The 26,680-nt window shown below is 63.3% G+C and carries 24 protein-coding genes; 5 read left to right on the top strand and 19 right to left on the bottom strand.

What is annotated here, in order from left to right; translation table 11 throughout:
* Positions 1-4: 4 nt before the first annotated feature.
* From WBR68_RS16200 to WBR68_RS16165, 8 genes are all read right to left on the bottom strand, one after another.
* Positions 5-1,990: a tetratricopeptide repeat protein gene (locus WBR68_RS16200; protein WP_230694731.1), complete on the bottom strand. Its 1,986-nt coding sequence runs from the start codon at positions 1,988-1,990 to the stop codon at positions 5-7.
* Positions 1,983-3,200: a sugar ABC transporter gene (locus WBR68_RS16195; RefSeq protein WP_127183189.1), complete on the bottom strand. Its 1,218-nt coding sequence runs from the start codon at positions 3,198-3,200 to the stop codon at positions 1,983-1,985. Before WBR68_RS16195 ends, WBR68_RS16200 begins: the two co-directional genes overlap by 8 nt.
* A complete protein-coding gene (locus WBR68_RS16190; RefSeq protein ID WP_050448122.1) occupies positions 3,136-3,852 on the bottom strand; it encodes an ATPase in 717 nt (238 codons plus the stop codon). The genes WBR68_RS16195 and WBR68_RS16190 overlap by 65 nt, the downstream gene beginning before the upstream one ends.
* Positions 3,853-3,861: 9 nt before the next feature.
* Positions 3,862-5,199, bottom strand: coding sequence for an ABC transporter permease (locus WBR68_RS16185; protein ID WP_230694730.1), 1,338 nt, complete (start codon positions 5,197-5,199; stop codon positions 3,862-3,864).
* Between the two features lie 7 nt (positions 5,200-5,206).
* Positions 5,207-6,364: a polysaccharide biosynthesis/export family protein gene (locus WBR68_RS16180; RefSeq protein ID WP_050448124.1), complete on the bottom strand. Its 1,158-nt coding sequence runs from the start codon at positions 6,362-6,364 to the stop codon at positions 5,207-5,209.
* 79 nt (positions 6,365-6,443) lie between these two features.
* Positions 6,444-8,519, bottom strand: a complete 2,076-nt coding sequence (locus WBR68_RS16175) for a glycosyltransferase (RefSeq protein ID WP_127183187.1) — start codon at positions 8,517-8,519, stop codon at positions 6,444-6,446.
* Positions 8,516-11,005 (bottom strand): hypothetical protein, encoded by a 2,490-nt coding sequence (locus tag WBR68_RS16170; RefSeq protein ID WP_050448126.1) that lies wholly within the window; start codon positions 11,003-11,005, stop codon positions 8,516-8,518. Before WBR68_RS16170 ends, WBR68_RS16175 begins: the two co-directional genes overlap by 4 nt.
* A gap of 39 nt (positions 11,006-11,044) precedes the next feature.
* Complete coding sequence (locus WBR68_RS16165) at positions 11,045-12,304, bottom strand: nucleotide sugar dehydrogenase (protein ID WP_083447446.1); 1,260 nt, start codon at positions 12,302-12,304, stop codon at positions 11,045-11,047.
* A 644-nt stretch (positions 12,305-12,948) separates the two neighbouring features.
* Here WBR68_RS16165 and WBR68_RS16160 point away from each other — a divergent pair.
* From WBR68_RS16160 to WBR68_RS16150, 3 genes are all read left to right on the top strand, one after another.
* Positions 12,949-13,536 (top strand): TetR/AcrR family transcriptional regulator, encoded by a 588-nt coding sequence (locus WBR68_RS16160; RefSeq protein WP_230694729.1) that lies wholly within the window; start codon positions 12,949-12,951, stop codon positions 13,534-13,536.
* 99 nt (positions 13,537-13,635) lie between these two features.
* Positions 13,636-14,151, top strand: coding sequence for a hypothetical protein (locus WBR68_RS16155; RefSeq protein WP_230694728.1), 516 nt, complete (start codon positions 13,636-13,638; stop codon positions 14,149-14,151).
* Between the two features lie 86 nt (positions 14,152-14,237).
* The gene (locus WBR68_RS16150; RefSeq protein WP_230694727.1) at positions 14,238-14,825 is read left to right on the top strand and encodes a hypothetical protein; all 588 of its coding nucleotides are present in this window, start codon (positions 14,238-14,240) and stop codon (positions 14,823-14,825) included.
* On the opposite strand, the gene WBR68_RS16145 is transcribed toward WBR68_RS16150, so the two are convergent.
* A complete protein-coding gene (locus WBR68_RS16145; RefSeq protein WP_230694726.1) occupies positions 14,764-15,939 on the bottom strand; it encodes an NADH:flavin oxidoreductase in 1,176 nt (391 codons plus the stop codon). The genes WBR68_RS16150 and WBR68_RS16145 overlap by 62 nt on opposite strands.
* Position 15,940: 1 nt before the next feature.
* The gene (locus tag WBR68_RS16140; RefSeq protein WP_127183183.1) at positions 15,941-16,336 is read right to left on the bottom strand and encodes a RidA family protein; all 396 of its coding nucleotides are present in this window, start codon (positions 16,334-16,336) and stop codon (positions 15,941-15,943) included.
* Between the two features lie 159 nt (positions 16,337-16,495).
* On the opposite strand from WBR68_RS16140, the gene WBR68_RS16135 reads away from it, so the two are divergent.
* Positions 16,496-17,386 carry a LysR substrate-binding domain-containing protein gene (locus WBR68_RS16135; protein ID WP_230694725.1) on the top strand — a complete coding sequence of 297 codons (891 nt, stop codon included), beginning with the start codon at positions 16,496-16,498 and terminating at the stop codon, positions 17,384-17,386.
* 64 nt (positions 17,387-17,450) lie between these two features.
* Here WBR68_RS16135 and WBR68_RS16130 read toward each other — a convergent pair whose 3' ends face one another.
* Together WBR68_RS16130 and WBR68_RS16125 are read right to left on the bottom strand one after the other, a co-directional pair.
* Positions 17,451-18,320, bottom strand: coding sequence for an SDR family oxidoreductase (locus WBR68_RS16130; protein WP_230694724.1), 870 nt, complete (start codon positions 18,318-18,320; stop codon positions 17,451-17,453).
* A gap of 38 nt (positions 18,321-18,358) precedes the next feature.
* On the bottom strand, positions 18,359-19,099 hold the full coding sequence (locus WBR68_RS16125; protein ID WP_230694723.1) for an SDR family oxidoreductase: 741 nt from the start codon (positions 19,097-19,099) through the stop codon (positions 18,359-18,361).
* A gap of 284 nt (positions 19,100-19,383) precedes the next feature.
* Here WBR68_RS16125 and WBR68_RS16120 point away from each other — a divergent pair, with 284 nt between their 5' ends.
* A complete protein-coding gene (locus tag WBR68_RS16120) occupies positions 19,384-20,271 on the top strand; it encodes an AraC family transcriptional regulator (RefSeq protein WP_255696099.1) in 888 nt (295 codons plus the stop codon).
* Here the strand turns inward: WBR68_RS16120 and WBR68_RS16115 are convergent.
* Genes WBR68_RS16115 through urtA form a run of 7 tightly spaced genes read right to left on the bottom strand, consistent with a single transcriptional unit; the run spans position 20,261 to position 26,675 of the window.
* Positions 20,261-20,593: a zinc ribbon domain-containing protein gene (locus WBR68_RS16115; RefSeq protein ID WP_083447447.1), complete on the bottom strand. Its 333-nt coding sequence runs from the start codon at positions 20,591-20,593 to the stop codon at positions 20,261-20,263. The two genes, WBR68_RS16120 and WBR68_RS16115, sit on opposite strands and share 11 nt — an antisense overlap.
* 9 nt (positions 20,594-20,602) lie before the next feature.
* Positions 20,603-21,832 carry a formamidase gene (gene fmdA, locus WBR68_RS16110; RefSeq protein WP_105559005.1) on the bottom strand — a complete coding sequence of 410 codons (1,230 nt, stop codon included), beginning with the start codon at positions 21,830-21,832 and terminating at the stop codon, positions 20,603-20,605.
* 29 nt (positions 21,833-21,861) lie between these two features.
* On the bottom strand, positions 21,862-22,554 hold the full coding sequence (urtE, locus tag WBR68_RS16105; RefSeq protein ID WP_230694721.1) for an urea ABC transporter ATP-binding subunit UrtE: 693 nt from the start codon (positions 22,552-22,554) through the stop codon (positions 21,862-21,864).
* Between the two features lie 14 nt (positions 22,555-22,568).
* Positions 22,569-23,312, bottom strand: coding sequence for an urea ABC transporter ATP-binding protein UrtD (gene urtD, locus WBR68_RS16100; protein WP_050448137.1), 744 nt, complete (start codon positions 23,310-23,312; stop codon positions 22,569-22,571).
* Positions 23,309-24,430 (bottom strand): urea ABC transporter permease subunit UrtC, encoded by a 1,122-nt coding sequence (gene urtC, locus WBR68_RS16095; protein WP_230694720.1) that lies wholly within the window; start codon positions 24,428-24,430, stop codon positions 23,309-23,311. The genes urtD and urtC overlap by 4 nt, the downstream gene beginning before the upstream one ends.
* A gap of 10 nt (positions 24,431-24,440) precedes the next feature.
* On the bottom strand, positions 24,441-25,358 hold the full coding sequence (urtB, locus tag WBR68_RS16090) for an urea ABC transporter permease subunit UrtB (RefSeq protein WP_050448139.1): 918 nt from the start codon (positions 25,356-25,358) through the stop codon (positions 24,441-24,443).
* Between the two features lie 54 nt (positions 25,359-25,412).
* A complete protein-coding gene (urtA, locus tag WBR68_RS16085) occupies positions 25,413-26,675 on the bottom strand; it encodes an urea ABC transporter substrate-binding protein (RefSeq protein WP_127183178.1) in 1,263 nt (420 codons plus the stop codon).
* Positions 26,676-26,680: the final 5 nt, after the last annotated feature.

The following is a 26,680-nucleotide window of genomic DNA, read 5'->3' as shown; positions in this document are numbered from 1 at the left end:
CTTGTTACTGCGCGGAGCGATCCGCAGGCGTTACGTGGCGCCAGATTCCGCCGCTTGCGCGCAGGTCTTCCGGCGGGCCGGCCAGGTGTTCGCGCAGCCGTTCGAAGTAGGCGGCCTTCCAGCGCTCCGCATACGCATCGGCGTCTTCGCCGGGATTGGCGGCGGGCAGCATTTCCAGCGTGTAGGCCACTTGGCCGTTTTCCCAGCGCGGCACGTAGAACACCGACGGCACGCCCAGCCGATGCGCCAGGTGCGACGCAAAGCTGGAATACGTGACCTCCTGCCCTTCGAAGGTGGTTCGCGGCGCGGCCGGGTTCGCCGCGCCATCGATGGCCAGGCACAGCACATAGCCCGAGTTCAGTGCTCGCATGCAGGCCTTGGCCACCTGCGCCTCGGTCTGGTCAGCGGTGGAAATCAAGGCCGTGGCGTAGCTGCTCTGAGCAACGCTGGGCGCTGTCGCCAACCACCGCGACGGGATGCCCAGCAATTCCAACGCCATCAGCCCGGCATACATGGGGCCGACGTGCGCCGTGGCAACCACCACTCCCCGCCCAGCCGCCAAGAGCGGCGCAAAGAAGCGTTCGCCGGTGTCCAGTTCGCCCAGCACCTGCATGGCCTCTTCGACGCTGTCCTCGCGGCATTCCAGCCAGTCGAACAGCAGGTGGTCCATCATGTGGCCCCAGCGCACCCGACGTTCCCATTGCTCGCGATCAATCTCCTTGTCACCGCGCAGCGACCACGCCCAGTCCAGGCGCGCCTGCGGAATGGGCGCGGTGTCCAGGCGCGCTTCCATCTGGCGCACGGCTTCCTGAAAGGTCGCGGGCAGTTGCTCGCTACGCGCCGCGACATACTTGTCGTACAGCGCTTCGGCCTCTTGCTTGCGGCCCGCCTGTGACAAGGCGCCAATGGCCGCGCGCTGCCACAGCCGCTTCTCGGGCGATTTCTCCAGCAGTATCAGCATCTGCTCGGCGGCTTCGTCGTACTGCAAGGTGTAGCGCAGCGCGCGCGCATACAACGCACGCGTCTGCTCCAGGTCAGGCGCCAGTTCGATGGCTTGCGCAAGCGGCGCCACGGCGTCCTTGTAGCGGCCAGCGCGCAGCAGGGTTTCACCATAAAGCGTCAGCAGCCTGACGTCGGCCGGCGACGCGCGCAAGCCCGCCTCGAAGTGCGTCAGCGCATGCACCTTGCGGTCGTCTTCGGTGCTGCGTCGAAGGTGCGACAGGCCCAGCGACGAGCGCAATGCGGCACTATCGTGGCCCGCGCCCAGCGCCGCATTGCCAAGCTGGATGGCGGCCTCGGCGCGTTCATCGTCCAGCAAGGCGCGCACGGCAACGGTCGCCACGCGCTCGTTCGGCAGCTTGGCCGGATCCAGCATCGCCGCAATGCCCGCCGCGTCGGCCGCGTCGCCATTGCGCGAAAAGGCCAGCATCCAGAAGTGCGCTTCGCCGGGGTCCGCGTGCGCGATGTTTAGCGTGGCCCGGGCGACGTCGGCGGCCTCGGCAACACGGCCGGCCTGCATTCGCAACTGAATCCGCGCGGCATGCATGGCTGCGGATTCCGGCGCCAGCGCGCCAGCCGCGTCGGCCTCGGCGATGGCGCGTTCCCATTGCTCGGTGCGCCCCAGCAGGCTGGCCAGCGTGCGGCGTTCATCGGCGCGCAAGGGGTAGGCGGCAATCAGCGCCTCAAGCGCGGCAATGGCAAGCGCAAGCCGTCCTTCCCGCATGTACGGCGAAACCAGCAAGCGGCGCACATCGCGCCAGCCATCGCTTGCGCCCGCCAGCACCGGCGCAAGCTTGGCCATGTCGCGCGCGGGGTCGTCGGCGTCCAGGATTTCCTGGATGACTTCGCGCAGCCGCGTGGTGGCGTCGGCCTGCGCGCGGCGAGCCGCGACAGCAGGATCGGGCGCCGAAGCAACAACGGGATCAACCGTTTTTTGAACTGAATTTTGAACCGGGTTTGCAACCGGGTTTTCAACCGAATTTTCAACCATGTCGCAGCCCCCTCAACAACGCCATCCCCACACGGGTGATGAACATCAATACGAATCCCAACGCCAGCGCTTGCAGCAACAAGATGGCGGTACGCGGGCTGCTCGGCCGGTCGGTCGGCACCGGTTGCGCAATGATCGACAGGTACCGCTGCAAGCGCAGCGCGTCCGTCATGGCCTGCTGATACGACTGCTGCGCCAAGGTCAGGTTCGAATCGGCGAAGGCCTGGGTATTTCTCAGCGCCTCGTAGGACTTGAGCTGCTTGGCTTCGGTGTTGCCCTGGCCGCTCAGGCGACGGCGCACCGACTCGATCCGCTTCTTCAAGGCCACCACCTGCATCTGGGCGGGCTTCAGCATGAAATGGTCTTTGTTGCCCAGCGCGCGGATCTTGTCCAGATTGATCTGCGCGCTGCTCAACTCGGTCTCAAGCTGGCTGGACAGGTTCAGCAGCATCGACACCGTGGCGGTCGGGTCGATATTGCCGTGCGTGGTGCGCCACGCCGTCAGGGCCTCGCGAGCGGCAAGCGCCTTTTGCTCGGCAAGCCGGACCGATTCCTCGCTGACCTTGAGCTTGTCGGCCACGCCTTTCTTGTTCATCGAACTGACGAATTCCTCGGCCAGCCCGATCAGCGCGCGGGACAAGGTGGCGGCGTCGTCGGGTGAATACGCACTGACGCGCAAGACGTCGATCTGCTCAAGCGCATTGAACGACACGTGCACCGCCCGTTGATAGGCACGGTAAAGATCATCATTGCTTGAGTCTTCGGAAAGATGGTTCAGCGGGTCCACGCCCGCATGCACCAGGTATTGGCGCAGGCCGACGCGTTGATCCAGCTGCTGCATGGCGTCGCGCGATTTCAGGAAGTCGGCCACCGCCCAGCCGTCCACAAAGCCGCCCAGCATGCCGCCCATGTTGCCGGTGGTAAGCAGGCTTGCCGGTCCACCGCCACCGCCTTGCTGGCCGGAACCCGCCTGCACGAAGAAGCGCGATTCCGCTTCGTAGCGCGGCGTGGCGATGATCAGCGCGTACACCAGGGCAATCGCCACCGGCGCGATGACAATCAACGCGTTGATCCAGCGGTGACGGCGGCGCTGGCGTATCGACGCCTGCCGTTCCAAACGGCGGCGTTCGATCTCGGACCCGCCCTCAGATGCCAAGCTGGCTGTCTTCGAAGCCTCCGAAGACGTCGTCGCCTGCGCTGCCGGATTCATTCCTTGATCGTCTTGGGGGGAACCGGCTGATGCATTGGTCGAGGTCGTCTTCGATCCGGAGGTCGCTTCGTTCATAAATCAAGCCTTTCAGGCAATAGTCCGCCAACTGATTCTGGCGATAACTGGAAAAAATCAATGTCCGGCCAATCAGCCGCTCTTCGAACAGCGCCAGCCAGAGACGGGTGAAACGGCAGGGTTCGAAAGGGATGGACCCTTCGATCACATACACGTCGAACGCCGGCGCCAGCGCCAGCGCGAACGAAAATTCCTGCCGTGCGTAGAGCGGCCAATGCTCCATGGGTTTGGCCAGGGTCTTGGGGTCGCTGACCAGGTCGGCCACCAGTTCGTAGGTGGCATCCGCGTCGATCTCGTACATCTCGCTGACGAAGTCGATCATGCTCAGGCCGTTTGCCTTGCCGCGAATGAAGCCTTGCCGGCCGATGGCCCACGACACGTTGCCGTCGTGCTTCACGAAGCCCTGGCGCGGCGGGCGCAGGTTGCACAGCACGTCGATAATCTGGCGATGCATTTCCGGCGCGGGCGACAGCAAGGCATAGCGCCCCACCGGTATGTCCAGGGTGACGTTGGCCAGCAGCGCCTGCCTGGCGCCAAAGGCAAAGGGCTCGTCGGTGACGCCGTTCAGATGAATCATCTTCGTGCCTCACATTGGCTGGATATTGGGGCGGGCCAGACGCTCGGCCGCCAAGGCGACCACCATCAGGAACACCAAGGACGTCAGGAAGTAGCCCACGCTGGCGTCGGTCGATTCGTAGGCCTCGAAATAGGCGGAGCGCAACAGCTGCATGCCATGCGCGAACGGCGACCACAGGATCCACGGGCGCAGATGCTCGGGCAGCTGTTCCGACACGAAGAACACGCCTGAGAAGATCTGCAAAAAGCGTTCGATCACGGGCGCCAGCCGCAGGAAGAAATGCCAGTAGGTGGCAATCGACCCGAACAGCAAGCCCATGGCCGAGCCGCAACATCCCATCAGCACCACATACAGCACAAACCCGCCCCAGCTTATCGGCAGCGTGATGAACCCCAGCGCGTGGCCGGCACTGATCAATATCGCGAACACCACCAGGTATACCGACAGGTAGATAAGCGACTGCACCAGCGCGCACATCAGCGGCGTCACCCCCTGAAAATTCAAGATGCCGCGCGCCGAGATATAGGCCGCGCTGCTTCTGAAAATGATCTGCCGGAACATGATCCAGGTGGTCGCGCCCAGCAGCGAAAACGTCTGCACATCCATGCCCAGGATGTAGTGCGTGCCCATCAGGATGTACAGCGACGAAATCAGCGTCAGCAGCACCACGGGGCCCACCAGGGCCCACAGCAGCGCGATGCGGCTTTCGCCGTGGATCACGCGCAACTGAAACACGAACAGCGCCAGCAGGGTGCGCCCCACGGGCCGGTGTTCGGCCATGCGCGGGTGATGCCCGTCATGCAGCGTCCGCAGGTGTTGCCGCAGGATCGCCAGATCAGCGGCCTCGTCACGCGGCAGCTCGACTTCCAGCGCGATGTCGTTGCGCGACGCATGGCGGCGCGCATCCCGCGCCTCGTCCTGTTTGCGCCGCTCCACGCGCCGCGCGTGCGCATCGGCCAGGCGTTGGTCTTCCGCCACCAGCTTGGCCGGCATATAGCCCGGCGCAAACACCTCGACGCCCGCGCGGATGTCCTGCTCAAGCAGACGCACGATGATGCGCAGCCTGCGCCGCGAAAAATCAGCGACGGTCTCATCGACTTTGCCGCGCGCGATCTCCGCGTCCAGTTCCGCCTGCACGGCCTCGTACACCGCCCGGCGGGCGGCCACGGAATCGTGCGGCTCGCCCTGCAGTCGCGCCAGCAAAGGCTTGAACAAGACGGCAGGCGGCGCCTTGGCTTCAAACAGCACGGCCGGGTCCAGCCGCCACGCGGCGACCCCGGACCCTACGGCGTAACTACTGTCCTTGCGGCGCGAACGCCAACCCTTGATCCGGTCCTCGTTGCTCATCGACACGCTATTGAGACACGCCGGTAGAGCTGCCGCCCGAATCGCTGTCGATTGCCCGCGTGGCGCTGAAGCCGGCGCTCATGGTGACGCGGAATGCCGACAAGACCTTCTGAACCTGGGTAAACGGCGCATCCGAAATGTAGATGGCCTGGCCTTCGTGCACGGTGAACTCACGCGCCAGCGCCACCTGTTCCGGACGGGTCAGGTCAAACTGATAAACCACCGGCAGCATGTCCGGCTTGCCTTCCACACCCGCCTTGGCGGGCGTGAACAGGAACACCGAACGCGGGTCGGCCAACTTGTCGTCCAGGCCGCGCGAATCGGCCAGCGCGTCCAGCACGCTGTAGTTGCGCTTGCTGATCGCCACGCGGCCTTGCGTGCCGGCCGCACCCAGCACCGTCAGGTACTCGCGCGAATCGTAGGCGGTGATGACGTCACCCGGCCGCAGCAGGATGTCGTTGTTCTGGTTGCGGTAGATGTCCGACAGCCGCACGGACGCCACCTGGTTGTTGCGGCGCAGGCTGATGACCAACTGCTCGGGGTTCGTCTGTACGGGCGCGGCTTGCGCCAGCGCGCTGCTCAGCCGTTGCGAGGTCTGCGTGATGGGATACATGCCGGGCTTGGTCAGGTTGCCCTGCACGGTCACCATCTGGCCACGCTCGGCGGCGGCGCGCGTCACGCTGACGTCGGCGCCCACCACCAGTTTGGCCAGGCGCTTCACGATGGCGTCATGCAACTGGGCCAGCGTCAGGCCGCCGGCCTGGAATTTTCCGATGATGGGGAAATAGACGTTGCCCGCCCGGTCGATCTGCTGGTTGCCCAGGTCGCTGACGCCGGACGGATCCGCGGCGAACACGCCCAGGCCACCGCGCTCCCACACTTTTACGTTGATGCCGTCGCCCGGCACCAGGCGGTCGAACCCCGCCTCGGTCAGGTCACGGTAGCGGACCGGAAAGTCCGCCACGTCAGGCACCCTGCTTGCCTGCACAAGCTCGCGCGAGGCGGGCATCACGATGACATCCTTGTCGTCGTGTGCCCCCGTCATCTCGCTCAACATGGGACCGGAACGCGGCAGTTGGCAGCCCGTCAGTGACAGTGCGGCAAGCACCATCAGGGTGATTGCCGCGTTGCGCCGCAGGCTCGGAGCCGGGACGTTCATTTGCATAAAAACCTTAACCTTTAAGACCTCGGAAGAATGAGCGGCTGATCAGCGCAAGCGCTGATCAGCCACCCATGGCTGCCTATCAGGCCAGCATCCGTTGCATCGGCACGAAGTCGATGCGTTCATCGTTCTCGGAGACGGGCATGACGGGTACGCACAGACTCAGGAACATGGACAACATCGCGTCCAGCGAAAACAGGTTCTGCGCCCGCTGCCGGCTTTGCGTCTTCAATTCCTGGTTGGTGCGCGCCAGGTCGACCATCGACTCCACCTTGTCGCAGGCCTCGTGCATGTCCGGGTGTTCGACATCCGAAAGCAGATGCCCCGTCTCGTTCTCGACAAAGCACTCGCCCGCGCCGCCGGCCGGTGTGGAGATCACCGGCACGCCCAGAAGCTGCGCCTCGATCAGCACGTTGGGCAAGCCCTCGTAGCGCGACAGCAGCACGCTGGCATCCATCTGCGAATACCAGTAGCCCACGTGGTTCGACAGCCCGACCAGCAGCAGCCGGTCTTGCACGCGCAGCTCTTCGGCCAGCGCCACGATGTTGTCGTGCAGGCGTCCATCGCCCACGATGACAAAGCGCGCCTGCGGTCGTCGCTTCAGATAAAGCGCGGCAAGCTTGATCCACAGTTGCGGGCGCTTGTCGGGTTCCAGGCGAAATACGCCGCCGATGGTTTCGGTCGCGTCAGGGGTGCTTTCCTTGAAGGCCTCCCACTTGGCTTCGTCCGCGGGCGAGGCATTGACCGCCAAGTCCGGCACGCCGTTGTACAAGACGTGAAAGCGCACGATGGGGATGCCGAGCCAGTCCGCATAGGCTTCGGCGGCCGTGCGGCTGTTGCTGACGAAATACACCCCAGGCACTTGCGCCAGCGCCTGGAACAGCTCGGGGTATTCCTCGCGGAATCTATCCTTGCGGATGTTGGGCGGCAACCCACGAAACACCAGATGGATGGTCGGCGCGCCCGCAAGCAATGCGGCCAATGCGCCGAACAGGCAGGTGCCGTCCTGCCACAGGCTGACCACGTCGAAAGGGTTGGCGCGCAAGACCGGCGCCAGCCGCGTGACGCCATAGTGCACGGGCGGCGGCAACTGTTCCAGCAGACGGCCCAGACGACCGTCGGGCACGGCTTGATGCGCGACCGACACGGCGGGCAGGCGGTTGATTTCGGTGACCGGAATCTGCGCCTTGACCAGCACGGGCAAAAAGAAATCCAGCCCCTGCTTCTTGGACGACCCGGTCGGCTCGGTGTGCTGCTTGACCATCACCTCCACCTTCTCCGGCCGCATCGGCACGGGCGCCGTGCCATTGCCCGGCAAAATCTGATCCGGCAATTCGGCCATGCGCGTCAATTCGCCAGCCAAGCGCGTCAGTTGCCGTTCGGCGCCGCCCGGCCCCAGGCTGCCGGTCACCAGCGCCACCGATATCGGCTTTTCGGGCGGCTGCTCGGCAATCTGCCGATTGCGAAAATGCAGGATCGCGTGCTTCATCGACACGATCCTGATGTCCTTGCCCGCCAAGGCCGCTTCAGGTTCCAGGCCGCGATAGAAGGCGTAGTCGCGGGCCAGGCCCTCGGCCAATTCCGCCGCCTTGCTGCCCGGCGCCAGATGGCTCGCCACGGGCCGGATCGCCTCATAGGCTTCAAGCAGCAAGCCGCGCTTGCGCAAACGCTTGGCGAATTCAACGCGGATATTGCGATCCGTATGTTGCAGGATCAAGCGCCGAAACAAGGCATCCGACTGCGCATGCGCGCGGATGTCGCTCAGCAACTTGGCCCGGGCGAACAAGCGCGAAGGGTTCTCCGACGACTCGGGCAGGTGGCGGTCGACCAAGGCCATGGCCTCGTCGACATGCCGTTCTTTCACGAGGCGAGTCGCGCAATAGCGAACGATCTGAAGATCGTCCGGCCATTCTTTCAACAGCGTGGCCCACTGCTCGGCCATGCCTTCATTCAAGCCCGCCTGCTCCTTCAGGCGTAGGAGCAGGAAGCGCACTTTGGAGTCTTCCAGGTGGTCGCGCGCCAAGGCCTCGGCGCGCGGCAGGTTTTCCTGGGCGACCTGAACCCGCACCGACGCCGCAACGATCTCCTCCAACTGGGCATGCACCCATTGCAGGTCGGACATTACGCCAGTCCGCTCGGCTGTCAGCGGCGGGTTCATGCGGCCTTCCTGCGGTTGGCCTTTTCAATCCATACCAGGCAGCGGTCGATGTAATGATCGAACTGCGCCGGCTTGTCGGACTGCTCTTTCAGGCGCCGCCAGTAAGGCAGGGCGTGCTCGAAGCGATGCAGGCGCATGGCGCCCACGGCAGCCAGACGCAGGCCGATCACATCGTTGGGCACCAGTTGCAGGATGCGTTCGCCCAGCGCCAGGCGCTCGGTGGTGCTGGCCGGGTCCAGCGCGCGCGCTTCGGCATACAAGACCGCGATGATGCGACGCTTTTCGTGTTCGACCTCGGTCATGTCCGGCCACGACTGCGCCACGCGCTCCAGCAGGTTCCAGGCGCCGCGATGGTCGCCGGCGGCCAGGATTTCGCGGGCGGCGCGAATGGCGCGCGGACCCAGGCGGCCAAGCTGGCGTTCGGCTTCGTCCTTGGCGCTTTGGTCGGCCGATGCATGCGCCAGCACCATCTTGTAGGCGTCGATCGCTTCGCCGAACCAGCCGCCATTGAAGGCCACGCGCGCAAAGTACAACTGCGTGCTGAGCGGGGCGGCTTCTTCCGCCGCGGCCTGCTCAAGGTGGCGCATGGCGGTTTGCTTGTCGCCCAGGGCGTCGGCCGCGCGGCCGCGCATCGTGTCGAGCTCGGGGAAGTCAACCTGGCTGTCCAGGGCGATGTCCGTCAGGTCGATCACTTCCTTGTGGTTGCCCGCCAAGAGCGCGGCGCGCACGCCCAGGCGCATGGCGCGTTCGAAGGCGCGTTGCGAGCGCAGGGCGGTCAAGGCGTCGGGGTTGAGCAGGCGGTGCGCGCAGATGCGTTCGGCCGCATCGCGCAGCCGCCCTTCTTCCAGGGCGCGGGTGCCTTCTTCGGCCCACGCCGACGACTGCGATTGCAGCCAGGCGCGAATGTCTTCCTGCTCGCTCTGGGCCAGTTGGCAAGACACTGCCAACGCGGCGGCGGCCAGAATGAAGCCGCGCCAGGAAGCCTCTTTGACCAGTTCCAGCGCCACCACGTCTTCCAGCGCCGCTGACTCGGACGCCAGGACGCGCAGCGCCGCGCGGTCACCATTCAACAGCCTGTCACGCCACAGCACCGCAAAGCCTCGGCCATGCGACGGAATGACCGCGCGCACTTCCTGAACCCAGCGAAGCACGGCTTCCATATCGCCGCTGGTCTGCAGCAGTGACAGCACCGTGTCGGCCGCTTCCAGCGCGCTGGCCTCGTCCGGCGAGGAAATGCGGAACAACTGCTTCCAGTTGCCCAGCGCTTCGTCCACATAGCCCAACTGCCCCGCCGACACCGCTGCGATACGCACGATTTCCGGGGTCTCGATTTCGTCGCCCAGCAGGCCGGCCGCCAGCGAGTACGCCACGTCGTGGTGACCCAGCTTGAAATGGTTGCGCATCAGCACCTGCTCGGCCTTGCTGCCGGTGGCCAACGCACCGTCTGCGCCGTCCGCGCTACCCAGCAGCGCCAGCGAGCCTTCGTAGTCGCCCAGCTCTTCTTGAATGCGGGCGAACAGCAGCGTGTGCTCGGGCAGGCCGGGATGGCGGCGCAGCACGTCGCGCACACGGCGCGATGCCTCGCGCAAGTCGCCCGATTCCCAGATCTTTTCAATGCGCTCGGCGCTTTCGTCCGCGCCAAGCTTGGGCACAACGGGCTGCGTCGTGGCGGTGCTCATGCGCGGACGCATGTAGTTCTTGAACCACTCGGCGTACAGCCGCTCGGCGAACGTCTGCGTGTAGTGCGTCAGGTCCAGCCCGCCGTCTTCCATGGCATCGGCCTGGCCGATCTTGTTCATCAGCGGCGTCGGGTCGTAGCAAGGCACACCGATGCGCTGCGCGCCGGCGGCTACCGCTGCAATCAATTGCGCGCGCTGTTCAATCGGCAGGTTGTCCGGCGTCAAGGCGTTCACGTGCGTGACGAACACCACTTTGTCGTGGCCCAGCAGGTCCACCAACTGACGCATCTCGCCGTCGATCTCTTCGTCCGTCTGGTCGCGCTTGACGATGCGGGCCAGCAGCTCGCGGTCGTCCTGGGAAAGCCCCTTGAAGACCGGATCCTGGTCCAGCAGCGCGCGGCGTTCAGCCAGACGGTCGGCGTGAGCCAGGGACCAGAACATCCGGGTGCGCGTGCGGTCGGCGAAGAATTCGCTGAAGTAGCGGACCAGGTAGTTGGACTGGATGGGGTGGCCATCAATGGTCAGCAGCTTGCGCGAAGACAGCTCAACCATGTACAGGTCGGCTGGCTTGTGTGTGCCACGGCGGGCCTGCTCGCCGTTGGACGGTCGGAAGATCAGGCGTTGCACGTCGGCCGGAATATCGGTCTGGCCGAACATGAAGCGCGCTTGCTGCAGCGCCTCGGCGCTGGTGTGCACGAAGCCGTAGTTGCGACCAAGCTGCAGCTTGATGGGGTAGCGGCCCACGGCATCGCGCAGCGGGGTGTGGATGCGGCAGGTGCCGATCGGAGCGATGGTAAATGCAGTCATTCAGGGTCTCTCCTGCAGTGATGGACGGCGAACCTGAACTTAAAGAGTCCAGTACAAGAGGTCGGAGGCGAGCCGCTTGCTATCAAGCACGGACTTCAAGTCGCACACCATGCCTCCGGCCTTGACCAGGCTGGGCAAGTCTTCCCAGATGGTCTCCATGGTTTCGCGGTGCGGAACCGCAAGAATCAGCACGTCCATGTCGCGGAATTCGTCGCGCTTGACGAGCTTGATGCCGTATTCGTGCTCCATCTGGTCAGGATCGACCATCGGGTCGCACGCCACCGGGGTAATGCCGTAGTCACCAAGCGCCTTGTACAGATCGACGACCTTGGAGTTGCGGATGTCGGGCACGTTTTCCTTGAAGGTCATGCCCAGGATGCCGACGCGGATCGACGCATTCAGGCGGCCATTGCGGGCCAGGGTCTGGACCACGCGCGACGCCACATGAGTGGCCATGCCGTCATTGATGCGACGGCCCGACAGAATCACTTCGGGGTGATAGCCCAGTTCCTGCGCTTTGGACGTCAGGTAGTACGGGTCGACACCAATGCAGTGGCCGCCCACCAGGCCCGGCGAGAACTTCAGGAAGTTCCACTTGGTGCCCGCGGCGTTCAAGACTTCCGACGTGCGGATGCCGACCAGGTCGCAGATCTTCGACATCTCGTTCATCAACGCGATGTTGATGTCGCGCTGGGTGTTTTCCAGCACCTTGGCGGCCTCGGCCACCTTGATGGACGAGGCGCGGTGCACGCCCGCATCAATGATTTTTTCGTAGACGCCCGCAATGATTTCCAGCGACGCTTCGTCCTGGCCGGACACGATCTTGACGATCTTTTCCAGCGGGTGCTCACGGTCGCCCGGGTTGATGCGTTCGGGGCTGTAGCCCAGCTTGAAGTCGACACCGCAGCGCAAGCCCGACACCTTTTCAAGCTCGGGTCCGCAGATTTCCTCGGTGGCGCCGGGGTGCACGGTGGATTCAAAGACAACGATGCAACCCGGACGCAGCACGGGGCCGATGGACCGGCACGCCCGCACCAGCAGGGAAAAGTCGGGGTTGTTTTTTTCGTCCACCGGAGTCGGGACGGCCACCACGAAGAAGTCGCAACCTTCCAGTTCGGAGATCTGGTCGGTGAAGGTCATGGGGGACGCCAGCAATGCGTCACGTTCGATCTCGCCAGTCCAGTCATGTCCCTCTTTCAGTGTCGCGATTCGCCGCTTATCCACATCAAAGCCGATGACATCAAAGCGCTTGGAAAATGCGACTGCCACGGGCAGGCCGACATAACCAAGGCCACACACTGCGATTCTCTTTACCACGGGGGCCTCACTGTTTTCGTCGTGTCTGGGACACTAGAAATCGACGCCCAAAAGACAAAAAATCGACGCGAAATCGATTTACTTTTGCCTCGCTTGGGCGGACTTATTGCTAGGGGGAGTGTTACAACCCGATACCCAAATACAGCTGCTGGGCGGCGAGCAGACGAATCGTAGAGGCCATGAACAGCAATTTTCTTTCTAAAGATTTATTTTGCTGTGCAAATAAGTCTGGAACTCCGCAATAAACCCCGGAGATTCCCTCAAATAATTACATTCATTACACAAACTGCAACATAGCGATGTCGCAGAGTTGTTAGCGAATATTGAAATTCGTGTTTTTTATTGTTAATTCACGAAATTGAAAACCGATAACACAGCGCCATAATATCGACTCAGGCAACGGTTATTAATTAATAACTGAAAAAAATATTATCAGTTTCCAATTCAGGTAACCGAGCCGTGCTAGCCATGCGCCCCTCCTGCACGCAAGCATTCCGGTTGCGGCGTCGCTTGACAACGTAACCGACCAACTAGTAGATTGGCTGCCATGCGTAGCCAACCATCGGCGCTGCGCCATTGCGCCCACCGGCGCTTCGTTTTTTTTCAGCAGACCAGAGTTGTTACCCATGAGCTTGGAGCTTTCCCCCCGCGCCCTTGAAATCGTTGAGCAGACCCGACTGCTGCTGGCTGCCGGCGGCTATCACGGGTTCAGCTACGCCGATGTGTCCGAACGAGTGCATATCGGCAAGCCCAGCATCCATCATCATTTCCCCACCAAGGCGGACCTGGTGCTGACCGTGGTGTCGCATCACCGCGCGCAAGCCCGGCAGGGCCTGGCGGCGCTGGACCAACATGTGCCCGACCCGCGTGCGCGCTTGACCGCCTATGCCGACTACTGGGCCACCTGCATCCGCGAGGGCACGATGCCCATGTGCATCTGCGCGATGCTGGCCGCCGAAATGCCGATGATTCCGCAGCCCATCGCAGACGAGGTGCGCGCCTATTTCGGCGAACTCACGGCGTGGATCAAGGCGGTGCTGGAAAGCGGTGTGTCGCAGGGGCAGTTCCAGTTGCGCGACAGCGCCGAGGCGGACGCGCAAGCGTTCATGTCGACCCTGCACGGCGCGATGCTGACCGCGCGCGCGTTGGAAGACCCCAAGGTATTCGCCACGATTTCAAACGCGGCCATCAAGCAACTGGCCGTCTCGGCCTGATCACCGCAGAACGCGCACCCGCAAGTCACAAACGGGTGCGCTTTTTTTAACTTCCACACCAACCAACTAGTCGGTTGATTTTCTTTCGGAGACATCCCCATGCCACATCCTATTTCCACCCTGGGGGCCGCACACACCCTCATCAGCCTGGTGCCTCTTGCGGCTGGCGCGTACAGCTTTGTGCGCTATCGCGGCATCGACAGCGCAACGCGCGCCGGAAAGATCTACCTGGGCGGCTTGCTGGTGGCGGTGCTGACGTCGTTCGGGCTATCCAGTTCCGGCGGATTCAATGTCGGGCACGCGCTGGGTATCCTGGCGCTGCTGTCGGTGGCAGGCGCATTGCTCGTGCCGCGAATGCCGCTGCTGTCGCGCGTGCATCCTTATCTGTCCCAGCTTGGATTTTCTTTCAGCTTTTTCCTGATGTGCGTGCCGGGAATCGCGGAAACGCTGACGCGGCTGCCCGTTAGCCATCCACTTGCTGACGGCCCGCAAGCCCCCTTGGTGCGCGGCGCGCTTGCCACATGGTTCGCGGTGTTCCTGGTGGGTTCGGCCGTGCAACTGATTTGGCTACGCCAGCAACGACGCGCCCAGAAAGCAAGCGGCGGGCTGCGGTAGCCGCTCGCCATGCTGAGCCGCCATGCCGCAACGGTATGCCATCGCGCCATGTGCCGTGAATCGCCACGGCCACGCAAGGAGTTGTCATGAGTTCCAGAGCCATCGACCCGATTGGGCACACCCGTATCGACACGATCCCGGACCCTTACCGCGCCCAACACGCGGCGCGCCCGCAGGCGCAGCAGTTTGCGCGCATCCACGCAGCGCGGCAGGCTGTGCCGGCAGCAGCCGCGACGCCCAGCCGGCAAGCAAACAAGACGGGACGCGATGAGGCGGGCGCGTCCTTGAACCCGCTGCGCGATGCGTACACGGCCCACTGTTTGAAGCTGGCCATCCAGGCGTTTCACGATCAGCAAGCCAGGCTGGACGCGCATGCCATCGCCGTCAACCGGACCCTGCGCGACGAACAGACCGCCTTGCAGGTGCGCGCCGAAGCGGCCAATGACCTGGGCACCATCCAGGGCCTGTTGCCGCAGTTGCCGTATCGCTTCGTGGTGGGCGTGCCGCCAATGCTGCCGCTGCCCTTGAGCGCGGCAGCGCAGCCCACGTCCGCCACGGTTGCCCCGGTGACCCAGGCGGAGAAGCTGCGCAGTGGCACCGAAGGCGAGGCGTCTAACCCGCCGCCGCGTCCGCAACAGAAGGCTGGCGCTGCGCCCGATGCCGAATCGCGTTGACCAGGTCAGCAATTGGCGCAAGAAGACCACGATCAAAGGTCTCGCGCGCCGCACCCGCGCGCAGCCTAGCGGGCCAATCGGCATGCGTCAGCGCCCCCCGGCCCAGCGACACGAAGTCCGCCTCTTGCCGGGCAAGCATGCCTTCGGCCTGCGTGGCGTCATGCAAGGAACCGTTGGCCAGCACCGGCACGGAAACGTGCTGGCGCGCCAGCGCCGCCAGGCTTGCACCATGCTCACCGAAAGCAGGCCGCCAGGCTTCGAATTCCGTCGTGTGCAGGTAATCGATGGGCTGCGCCCCCAGCGTGCGGAAGATGTGCGCCGCTTCGGCCTCGCCGCCTTCCCACTTGTGCGTGAAGTCGTTGACCTTGCCTTGTGAGCAGCGCACCCCCACCACGAATGGCGCAGACGTGGCCTGCCGAACCGCCTGGATGACGTCCACCGTCAGGCGCAGCCGCTTGTCCAGGCTGCCGCCGTAACCGTCATTGCGCACGTTGGTATGGGCCGTCAGAAACTGGTCCAGCAGATAGCCATTGGCGCCGTGGATTTCCACGCCATCGAACCCGGCCTCTTGCGCCCGGCGCGCGGCTTGCGCAAACCCATCGATCGCCTCGACGATGTCATCGGCCGACATCGCTTCGGGTAGGCGATATGGCCCTTCGCCACGATAGAAAGCCATCTGCTGCCCCTTCGGCAACACCGCCGAAGGCCCCTTTGCCGTATCGCGATAGGGGTTGCCCTGCGACAGCGCGCCCGCATGCATCAGCTGCGCCACGATGCGGCCGCCTTGGCCGTGCACGCGGTCCACCACGGCGCGCCACGCATCGCGCTGCGCGTCGTCGGCCAGCCCCGGCTGAAAGAGATAGCCCTGCGCGTAGGCCTTGTCCGTATAGATGCCCTCGGTAATCACCAGGCCAAAGCCGCCTGCCGCGAAGGCCTCGTAGTAATCGGCCATCAACGCCGTGGCGTGGCCATCCGCCGTGGCGCTGACTCGGGTCATGGGCGCGACGACAAGACGGTTCGGCAGGCTTAGCGCTGTGCCTACCCGCAGCGGCGCGAACAGCCCGGCGTGCGCGGTCGGCGTGTTGCTGACGGAACGATCGACAGGCGTGTTCATGTCAGTCGCCCTCTTGGTGGCGCACGGCCGCAATGGCCTCGATTTCGATCATGGCGGCGGGGTCGTACAAGGCCTTGATCTCGGCGATGGTGTCGGCCGGATAGGGCGCCGAGAAGAAGCGGCGGCGCAGGGCCACGACGTCCTTGAAGTGCCCCATGTCGGTCACGAAGATGGTGACCTTGATGACGTCGTCCAGGCTGGAGCCGCCCGCTTCCAGCGCGCGGCGCAGGTTGGAGAAAGCCTGCTCGCCTTGCGCCATGAAGCCGCCTTCCACAATCTTGCCGTCATCGGCGGCGCCCGCTTGCCCCGAGATGAACAGCAGATTGCCGAACTGGATGCCCTGCGACAGCAGGAAGGGCGCGTAGTTGTCGGGTTGGGTCGTGACACGTTTCAGCATGATGAATATTTCCTCATTTGTAGATGGTGGATGGATCAACCGTAGATGACTGATCCATGCCTCTACTGTAGGAATGCGCCGCTGCGCTGACAAAGGTTCATTTGTCAGCTATAAGACGAGATAAATTCATCTATAAGCTACCCCAGCCCTCATTCCGCCATGCACCGCCGCACCCTTCCGCTATCTGCACTGCGCGCCTTCGAGGCCGCCGCCCGCCTGGGCAGCTTCAAGGCCGCCGCCACCGAACTGGCGGTAACGCCAACCGCCGTCAGCCACCAGATTCGCGCCCTGGAAGCGCAGACCGGTCTGGCGCTGTTCGACCGCCAGGTGCGCAAGGTGGCGCTGACCGAAGCGGGCGCGCAGTTATTCCCGGTGCTGCGTGACGGCTTCGATGCCTTCGAGGCGACGCTCGCCCGATTGACGCAACAGCGCACGCGGATTCAAGTCAGCATCTCGGCCACCAATGCGTTCACCGTGAAGTGGTTGGTGCCGCGCATGAGCCATTTCCGCGGCCAGCATCCCGGCATCGACTTGCAGTTGCAAGCCAGCGACGAGCTTGCCGACCTGAGATCCACGGCGGTCGACATCGCCATCCGCTATGGCCGTGGGCCGTATCCCGGCCTGGTCACGCAACCCTTGTTCACCGACCGCTTCGCCCCCGTGGCGAATCCCCGCCTGGGCGTCACCTCGCCGGACGATCTGGCGCGCTTGCCCTTGATCCGTTTCGACTGGAAGCAGGCGCATCCCGAAAACCCCACTTGGGAACGCTGGTTCGCCGTCGCGCAATTGCCGCTGCCGCAACAAGCAAGCCAGTTGCGCTTTTCAGATGAGGGGCATGCGATACAAGCGGCCGTGGCCGGGCATGGGATTGCGTTGGTCAGCCTGGCGTTGATTGCCGACGAGTTGGAAGCCGGCCATTTGGTGCAGCCCTTCGGGCCCGAGATCGACGGGCACACTTATCACCTGGCGATGTATGCCGATCGGCCGAGTTCGGCGCCGGTTCAGACGGTGGCGGCGTGGTTGCGTGGGCAGGCGGCTGAAAACAGCTAAGCCCATGTTTTCATTGGGTTTTGGATGGTTTGAACGAAAAGCCGAAAAACCATCCAAAACGCTTTTAAATCATCGACTTATCCTCCGCGAAGTCAGTCGCTTCAGACGCCCCTCTCCACGCATCAAGATCCTTTGCGACCGCGCTTGCCTTGACTGCCGCGAGTTCATTGGCAATCTTGCCCGCAAACAGATGTAGCGGGGCCGATTCAACGGCCGCGGCCTGGATGATCAGCAGGGCAAGCTTGTCAGGATCCCCGGCCTGGTGGCCATGCAGCGTGTCCAGATGCAGGTCCAGCGACGCCTTGGCCTCTGCGTAATCGTCGATTTGCCGCTTGGCCACCGCCAAGGCGCCGCTGCTCAGGAAGTCGGTACGCACCGGGCCGGGATACACCACCGTGGCGCGGATGCCCAGCTCGGCCACTTCCGCAGCCAGCGCTTCCGTCAGCCCTGACAGGGCGAACTTGCTGGCGACGTAGCTGCCCCAACCCGCGTAGCCGCCCTGGTAGCCAACGATGGACGAAATATTGATGATGTGTCCGCTGCGCTGGCGACGCAGTTGCGGCAATGCGTGACGCAGCACGGCCATCGGCGCAAAGAAATTCACCTCGAAATTGCGGCGCAGCTCGTCCTCCGACAAGGCCTCGACCGACCCTTGCTGGGCGTAGCCGGCATTATTCACCACGACATCAATCGCGCCGAAGGTTTGCACCGTCTTGTCGATGGCCGCCTGCACGCTGCGGTCACGGGTCAGATCGACCTCAAGCGGAAGAAAGCAATCCGACGCCGCGCCGAACGCCTCGGTCAGCGCAGCAGCTGCGCGGGAGGTAGCGGCCACGCGGCAGCCTTGCTTCAGCAGATGCGTCACGAGTTGATGGCCGACGCCTTTCGACGCGCCGGTGATGAACCAGACAGGGGATGCGGGTTTGGGTGTCATAAAAACTCCTTGATTGATGGGGCCATGGGTATCGGCGTTCAGTAAGGGCTGGCAGTAGGCCGCACCACGATCTCGCTGACGTCGACGTCAGCGGGCTGCTCAACCGCGTAGGCGATGGCGCGGGCGATGGCATCCGGCGTGATGGCGATGCGGCGGAATTCCCGCATGGCCGTGCGCGCGGTGTCGTCGGAGATGGTGTCCGCAAGCTCGGACTCCACAACCCCTGGGCAGATCACCGTGACGCGGATCTTGTCCGTTTCCTGGCGCAGCCCGTCTGAGATGGCGCGCACCGCAAACTTGGTCGCGCAGTACACCGCCGCGGTGGGCGACACCGACAGGCCGCCGATCGACGAAATGTTGATGATCTGGCCCTGTTCTTGCGCTTCCATCGTCGGCAGCACGGCGGCGATGCCATGCAGCACGCCACGCACATTCACGTCGATCATGCGGTTCCACTCGTCGACCTTCAGCGCGTTAAGCGGCGAGAGCGGCATCACGCCCGCGTTGTTGACCAGCACATCAATGCGGCCAAACGCATCAAGCGCGAAGCGTGCAAACGCCGCCGTGTCATCGGCCAAGGTCACGTCAAGTTCGCGATAGCGAACGACGCCGCCGGTCGCTTCAATCGATCGAGCCAGTTCGGCAAGCCTGTCGGTGCGGCGTGCGCCAATGACAAGGCGGTGGCCCTGTGCCGCGAGCAAGCGGGCGGCGCCCTCGCCAATACCGCTGCTGGCGCCCGTGATCAGAATGACTTTGGACTCGTTCGAATTTCGTGCCATATTGCATACTCCTATCGTTGGTTCGACTCTGGCTGACGACGCCCACGCTGATCCCTGATACCGCCGTTGCCGGGTTACGGCCCTGAATGAAGCGACATTTCTTATGTGCCGCTAAATGAATGATAGGGATGGCTAGCTCTCCGGCGAATACACGGAGCAATGCGGTTATTGCCTATTCCTATCGTTCGCGCGGATACCCTGCGCAGCATGCAGTTAGAATTCCGGCTATCGCGAACCACCAGGAGACCGCGGTGTCGACAGCCCGTTCCCCCGCCTCGATCAAGATGGTCAGCCTTATTCAAAAGCTGGCGCCTAACGAGGGCTACACCCAGACCACGCTGGAAAGCGTTCGGCTGATGCGCTCTGATCGCCCGCTAGGTCGTACGCCGGTGCTCTATGAACCAAGCATCGTGATCGTTTGCCAGGGCCGCAAACTGGGCTTTTTGGGCAGCGAGGTCTATATCTACGACGCACAGCACTACCTGGTGCTGTCGGTACCGTTGCCGTTCTCAACGGAAACGCAGGCCTCGCCAGAGGAACCGATGCTTGCGGTATCCATCCGTTTGGATTTGCTGGAGCTCAGCGACCTGATCACACAGATCGGCGCCACGGGCCTGGCCGACGAACCACCCAATGGCATGGTGTCGACCAAGCTTGGCGACAACCTGGCCAGCGCGACGGTGCGGCTGCTGGAAGCGCTGACGGTGCCCAGGGACGCCAAGATTCTGGGGCCCAGTCTGGTGCGCGAGATCTGCTATCGCGTATTGACGGGTGGACAGGGCGGCGCGATGCGCGCGGCGCTAGCCCACCACGGCCGATTCGGCCGCGTCGCGAAAGCGCTCAGGCGCATCCACATTGACTATGCCGCGCCGCTGAATGTGACGCACCTTGCTGAAGAAGCCGGCATGAGCGTGCCGGCGTTTCACGCAAACTTCCGCACGGTGACGCAGACGTCGCCCATCCAGTACATCAAGTCCACCCGCCTGCACCAGGCACGCCTGATGATGATCCGCGACGGCCTCACTGCGGCGGCGGCAGCCGGCCGCGTGGGGTATGAAAGCACCTCGCAGTTCAGCCGTGAATTCAAGCGTCTGTTTGGGCGAACTCCGGTTGAAGAGGCGCGCGACATGCGTGAGTCTTTTACGCTGTCGCCGCCCGCCTTCAGTGACTGATCATCCAGGGCCGGGCGCCGGCGAAGGTTTTGCCTCCGTCGGCTGTCTGGCGTGTTCGACCAGTAGCCTTGGCGCCTGAGCAGCAGGCGCAACCCATGCCGTGACCGCTGCGGGTGCTGCGGGGTTCATGGGCGGCGCGTTCGTTGACGGCGCGGGCGCGGTGCATTGCCGATGACAGCGCCGAGACCGCCGGCGCGCCGCTCACAAAGCGCTCGCAGGCGCCGCCGCAATCGGGGCAAGGCGCGGGGTCACGCCATTGCGACAAGGGCCTTAGCACCGAGAACTCGCCGCAGTCCTGGCAGCGATAGTCATAGAGCGGCATGGCGCCTCCTTAAAGGTCTTTGGCGATGGGCATGTCCATGCCGCGCGTTATCTGCGGTACGTCGCCCAGCGCATTGGGCTGGATGTCGATGTCGAAGATCTCGGTCGGCAGCCACAAGGTTGCGCAGGCATTGGGGATGTCCACCACCCCGCTGATGTGGCCCTGCACCGGCGCGGTGCCCAATATCGAATACGCCTGCGCGCCCGAATAGCCAAACTTCTTCAGGTATTCAATGGCGTTCAGGCAGGCCTGGCGATAGGCGATGTGTACGTCCAGATAGTGCTGCTTGCCGCCTTCATCGACCGAAATGCCTTCGAAGATCAGATAGTCTTTGTAGTTGGGCGTGATGGGGCTGGGCTTGAAGATGGGATTGCGAATGCCGTACTTGGCCATGCCGCCCTTGATGAGCGACACGCGCATATGCACCCAACCCGCCATTTCGATGGCGCCGCAAAAGGTGATCTCGCCATCGCCTTGCGAGAAGTGCAGGTCGCCGACCGACAGGCCGCCACCGTTGACGTAGACCGGAAAGAACACCCGGGAACCGCGCGACAGATCCTTGATGTCGCAGTTGCCGCCATGCTCGCGCGGCGGCACGGTGCGTGCGCCGGTGGCGGCGGCGCGATCCCGCTCGGCTCCCTTCAGCTTGCCCATATGCGCCGTCTTGGGTGCGGGCGGATTGGCCAGGGGCGGCACGCGTTCGGGGTCGCTGTCTATCAGCTTCTGTTCACGCTCATTCCACGTGTCCAGCAATGCCTGATCCGGCAGGCAGCCGATCAAGCCCGGGTGAATTAGGCCGGCGAAGCGCACACCGGGGATATGGCGCGAGGTCGTGAACATGCCTTCAAAATCCCAGATCGACTTTTGCGCCGAGGGGAAGTGTTCGGTCAGAAAGCCGCCGCCATTGTTCTTGCTGAAAAAGCCATTGAAGCCCCACAGGCTTTCCTGCTTGGCGCCGATATCCAGCAGGTCCACCACCAGCAGGTCACCGGGCTCGGCGCCTTCGACGCCGACCGGGCCGGACAGGAAGTGCACCGTGGACAGATCCACATCGCGCACGTCAGAGGCATCGTCATCGTTCTTGATCGCGCCGCCCGTCCAGTCGTAGGTTTCAAGCACGAAGTCATCGCCCGGCTTGACCCACGTGGCCATGGGAATATCGGGGTGCCAGCGATTGTGCACGCCTTCGTTTTCGTAGGGGGATTGGGCCAGGTCGACCTTGATCAGGGTTTCAGGCATGTCATGCTCCTTTGAGATGGACAACGACTTCAGACAGACAGGTATTTGCTGATCGTCTTCTCGTCCACGCGCTCGCGCGGGTCTTCGTGCACGAAGCGGCCCTTGTCGATCACGATGAGCCGGTCGGCGATCTGCATGGTGAAACTCAAGACTTGTTCGGACACCACAATGGCCAGATTGCGCAGCTTGCGGATCTCCAGCAGGCTGCGGGCAATGTCCTTGATGATGGACGGCTGTATGCCCTCGGTGGGCTCGTCCAGCAGCAGCACGCGCGGGTTGGTGACCAGGGCGCGGGCGATGGCAAGCTGCTGTTGCTGCCCACCCGACAGATCGCCGCCACGCCGGCCGCGCATGTCGTGCAACACCGGAAACAGGGCGTAGATGTCTTCCGGAATGGTGTCGCGCAGCGCCCGCCCGCGCATGCCGGTACGGATGTTCTCTTCAACGGTCAGCGTCGGAAAGATCATGCGGCCCTGTGGCACGTAAGCCACTCCGCTGCGCACGCGCTGATGGCTCTCCAGGCGTTCGAGCGGCTTGCCGTCCAGCAAGATCGAGCCCTGCATGATGGGCAACATGCCCATCATGGTTTTGAACAGCGTGGTCTTGCCCATGCCGTTGCGCCCCATCACGGCGACGATTTCACCGGACGCCACGGCCAGGTCGACACCGTGGATGACTTTGCTTTGCCCATAGCCTGAAACCAGGCCAGCGATATTGAACATATTGCCTCCTGGCCTCAGTGGCCGAGATAGACTTCAACCACGCGCGGATCGGACTGCACCTTGTCCATGCTGCCCTCGGCCAGCACACGGCCCTGGTGCAGCACCGTGACCTTGTGCGCGATGTTCTTCACGAATTCCATGTCATGCTCGATCACGATGAGCGATCGATTGCGGCTGATTCGATTGAGCAATTCGGCCGTGCGCTCGCGCTCGGACACGCTCATGCCGGCCACCGGTTCGTCCAGCATCATCAGCTCGGGCTCCTGCATCAGCAGCATGCCGATTTCCAGCCATTGCTTCTGGCCGTGCGAGAGCAGCTCCGCTGATCGGTCCAGATGATCGGCAAGAAAAATCTCTTCGGCCACCTGCTCGACCCGTTCGATCACGGCCGCACTACGCCGGAAGGTCAGCGCGCCAAACACGCTGCGCCCCGCCGGGAACGACACTTCCAGGTTTTCGCGCACGGACAGGGTTTCGTAGATGGAAGGGGTCTGGAATTTTCGGCCCACCCCGGCGCGCACGATTTCATACTCGGCCAGGCCGGTGAGTTCCGTGTCCTTGAAGCGGATGGAACCGGCGGTGGCCTTGGTGCGGCCGCAGATCAGATCCAGCAGCGTGGTCTTGCCGGCGCCATTGGGGCCGATGATCACGCGCAGCTCTCCCTGATCCACATACAGGTTGAGGTCGTTGACGGCGACAAAGCCGTTGAACGAGACGGTCAGGCCTTCGACGTACAAGGCGAACTCGGACGGGTTCATGCGGCCTCCGTGGCGCCATCCGCCTGGCGGCGCGGTGCTTTGCGCGCCAGGCGTTTTTGGGCGTATTGCTGATACAGACCAGCCAGCCCGTTGGGAAAGGCCATCACGACGGCAATGAACAGACCGCCCATCAGGAACAGCCAGAGCTGCGGGAAAGCCTCCGAGAAATAGCTTTTTCCGAAGTTGACCAGCAGCGTGCCGTAGACCGCGCCCAGCAGCGACAGGCGGCCGCCAACCGCGGCGAAGATGACCATTTCAATAGAGGGCACGATGCCCACGAAGGACGGCGACATGAAGCCGACCTGCAAGGTGAACATGGCCCCCCCTATGGCCGAGAACACGGCGGCCACGCAGAAGACAAAGACCTTGAAGCTGGCGACGTCATAGCCCGAGAAGCGCACGCGCTCTTCTTTGTCGCGCATGGCCATCAAGAGCTTGCCCAGCTTGGACGAGAGCAGGTAGCGGCCGAACAGAATGCAGACAAACAGCAGCGCGCCGTTGATGAAATACAGCACCAGCCGCGCGCTGTCGGTGCGGATATCCCAGCCCAGCAGCGTCTTCAGATCGGTGATGCCATTGACGCCGCCGGTCCAGCCTTGCTGGCCGATGATGAGCACCGACAGGATCAGGGCCACGGCCTGCGTCACGATGGCGAAATAGGTGTCGCCCACGCGGCGCTTGAACATGGCCGCGCCCAGAATCAAGGCCAGCAGGCAGGGCAGCACCGGTACCGCCATCAAGGTGAACCAGAAGCTTTTGAAGGGCACCCAGAGCCAGGGCAGCGAGGTCAGTTGGTTCCAGTCCATGAAGTCCGGGATGCCAGGCGTGGACTGAATCTTGGTAGCCTCCAGCGTCGAGGCTTCCAGCTTCAGGAACATGGCCATGCAATAACCGCCCAAGCCAAAAAACACCCCCTGGCCCAGGCTCAGAATGCCGCCATAGCCCCAGCACAGCACCAGGCCGAGCGCGACAAAGGCATAGGACAGGTATTTGCCAATGAGGTTGAGCCGGAAGACGTCCAGGCTTAGCGGAAACACCACAAAGAGCAGCAGCGCCAGAATCGCCAGCCCAGCCAGCCCTTCACGTCCACCCACGACATTGCGAAAGAATTTCTGCATGATCCGCCCCCTACTTGCGTACCTTGATGCTGAACAGGCCTTGCGGGCGCAGCATCAAAATGATCACGATGGCCGACAGCGTCAGCACTTTTGCCATCGAACCCGTCAGGAAGAATTCCGAGATCGATTGCGTCTGCGCGATGACGAAGGCCGATGCGATGGTGCCGAAAAGACTGGCCGCGCCGCCAAACACCACCGTCAGGAAGGTGTCGACGATGTAGAGCGAGCCGCTGGTCGGGCCGGTGGAACCGATGGTTGTGAAGGCCGCGCCGGCAATGCCGGCGATACCGCAACCCAGCGAGAACGTCACGCGGTCCACGCGCTTCGTATCGATGCCGACCGCGCCGCTCATGGCGCGGTTTTGCACCGTGGCGCGCACATGCAGGCCCCAGGTTGAGCGGAACAAGGCCAAGAGCAGCCCGCCGGTCAACAGGATGCTGATGGACATGACGAACAGACCGTTGATGGGGATGTCCACGCCGTCCAGCGGTTGCCAGGAACCCATCAGCCAGTCGGGCAGCGTGGGGCTGACTTCACGCGGGCCGAACAGCGATCGCAGCGTCTGCTGCAGCACCAGCGACAGGCCCCAGGTTGCCAGCAGCGTGTCCAGTGGCCGGCGGTAGAGATGACGGATCATCAGCCACTCGACCAGCCAGCCCAGCCCGAAAGTCACGGCAAAGGCCAACAGGATGGCGATGAAGAAGTAGGCCGGCATCAGCCCGGGCGCGTACTGCTGGACCAGTTCGGAACAGAGATAGGTGCAATAGGCGCCCACCGCCAGGAACTCGCCATGGGCCATGTTGATGACGCCCATCTGGCCAAAGATGATCGCCAGGCCCAAGGCCATCAGCAACAGCACGCTGAAGACCGATAAACCGTTGAAGCCCTGCATCAGCAGGATGGCCCCGAGATCGGAGAAGGATTCCATGGATGGCTCCCGGCAGTGGAAAGGGCGCCGCGCGCGGCGCCCGGATCGAGGTGTTTACTGATAGCCCTTGGGGAAGGGATCAGGCTTGATCAGCTCCGGGGTTTCGAAGATCACGTCAAACTGGCCGTCCTTGCGAATCTGGCCGATGCGGGTCTTGCTCCACAAGTGGTGGTTGGGGTCGATCTTGACGTAGCCTTCGGGCGCTTCCTTGAATTCCAGCCCGGCCGACGCGGCGACCACTTTGTCGACGTCGAAGCTGCCGGCCTTTTCCACCGCCATCTTCCACAGCCAGGGGCCCAGATAGGCCGCCTGGGTCACGTCACCAATCACGGCAGTGGCGCCGTACCTGGCCTTGAAGGCTTCAACGAATTTCTTGTTGTTGGCGTTGTCCAGACTCTGGAAATACTTCATGCACGACCAGAAGCCCTCGGCGTTTTCGCCGCCGATGCCCAGCAATTCATCTTCGGTCACCGAGATGGTCAACAGCTTTTGCTTGCCGCTGGTGACGCCAGCCGCCTTGAGCTGTTTGTAGAAAGACACGTTGCTGCCGCCCACCACCACGGCGAACACCACATCGGGCTTTTTCAGCTTGATCTTGTTGATCAGCGAACCGAATTGCGTGTGGCCCAGCGGGTAGTATTCCTCGCCAACCACCTCGCCCTTGAGCACGTTCTCGATATGCTTGCGGGCAATCTTGTTCGAGGTGCGCGGCCAGATGTAGTCAGAGCCGATCAGGTAGAACGAGCGCGCTTTCTTCTCGCGCGACAGCCAGTCCAGGCTGGACAGAATCTGCTGCGTGGCCTCCTGGCCGGTATAGAAGACGTTCTTGGATTGCTCCAGGCCTTCATAAAAGGTCGGGTAGTAGAGCAGGCCGTTTTCTTTCTCGAACACCGGCAAGACCGCCTTGCGCGAGGCCGAGGTCCAGCAGCCGAACACGGTGGCGACCTTGTCGCTGACCAAAAGCTTGCGGGCCTTTTCGGCAAACGTCGGCCAGTCGGACGCGCCGTCTTCCTGGATGATCTTGATCTTGCGGCCCAGAATGCCGCCCATGGCATTGATCTGCTCGATGGCCAGGCGCTCGGATTGAATCGACCCCGTTTCGCTGATGGCCATGGTGCCGGTCGCCGAGTGCAACTGGCCTACGGTGACTTCGGTGTCGGTAATGGCCAGGCCGGTGGTGTTGATGGCGGAGGTGGCCGGGGCGGCCGCGCGAGACAGAGCCGGTATGGCCAACAGCGGCAGGGAGGCAAAGGCCAGGGCCAAGCGCCGGCGCGAGGGCAGTTCCGGGGCAGTATCAAAAGGGGTTTTGCCAGACATCGATG

The sequence above is a fragment of the Achromobacter sp. JD-1 genome, assembly GCF_038594925.1.
Lineage (GTDB): Bacteria > Pseudomonadota > Gammaproteobacteria > Burkholderiales > Burkholderiaceae_B > Achromobacter > Achromobacter spanius_C.
This window is presented reverse-complemented; position numbering and strand designations above follow the sequence as displayed.